1 protein-coding gene is annotated in these 655 nt (G+C 71.6%); it reads right to left on the bottom strand.

Annotated features, from left to right (window positions below):
* The coding region (locus FA014_RS19735; RefSeq protein ID WP_154731279.1) for a family 43 glycosylhydrolase at nucleotides 1-655 on the bottom strand (655 nt) is incomplete at both ends.

Here is a 655-nt window from a genome sequence, read left to right as displayed (position 1 = left end):
CCGGGTCGGACACGAACACCGGGGTCGGGCTCTTGGTCCACGAGGCGGGGTCCAGCAGGTCGGACCCGAGGTCGGCGGTCAGCACACCCATCGCGTAGTCGATGCCGGTCGCCGCGCCGGAGTACGTCAGGAACACCCGCCCGCCGCGCACCAGGACCGAGGGGCCCTCGTTGACCCAGAACCCCTTGACCTCCCAGTCGAACTCCGGGCGGGTCAGCTCGACCGCCGGCCCGGCCAGGGTCCACGGGTTCGCCATCGGGGCGATGTACAGGTTGGAGTGGCCGCGCACGTCGAACGCCTGCTGCGCCCACACCAGGTACTGCGTCCCGTCGATCACGGCGCTGGTCGCGTCCAGGGCGAAGGACTCCCACCCGGTGTCGACCTGCCCACGCTCGACCCACTCGCCCTCGAACGGGTCCTCGGCGGTGTTCTCCAGCACGAAGACCCGGTGGTTGAACGTCTCGGCCGTGCCGGGCACGTCCACCGTCCCGTGGTCGTCCGGCGCCGCGGCGTAGTACACGTACCAGGCGCCGGCGATCCGGTGGATCTCCGGGGCCCAGATCAGGTGCGACTGCGGACCCGACGCGTGCCGGGTCCAGATCGTCACCTCCTGCGCGGCCTGCAGGTCCTCCAGGCGCTCCGCACGACGCAGCAC

Origin of the sequence: Cellulomonas hominis, assembly GCF_005239125.1 — a bacterium.
GTDB lineage: Bacteria > Actinomycetota > Actinomycetes > Actinomycetales > Cellulomonadaceae > Cellulomonas > Cellulomonas hominis_A.
This window is presented reverse-complemented; position numbering and strand designations above follow the sequence as displayed.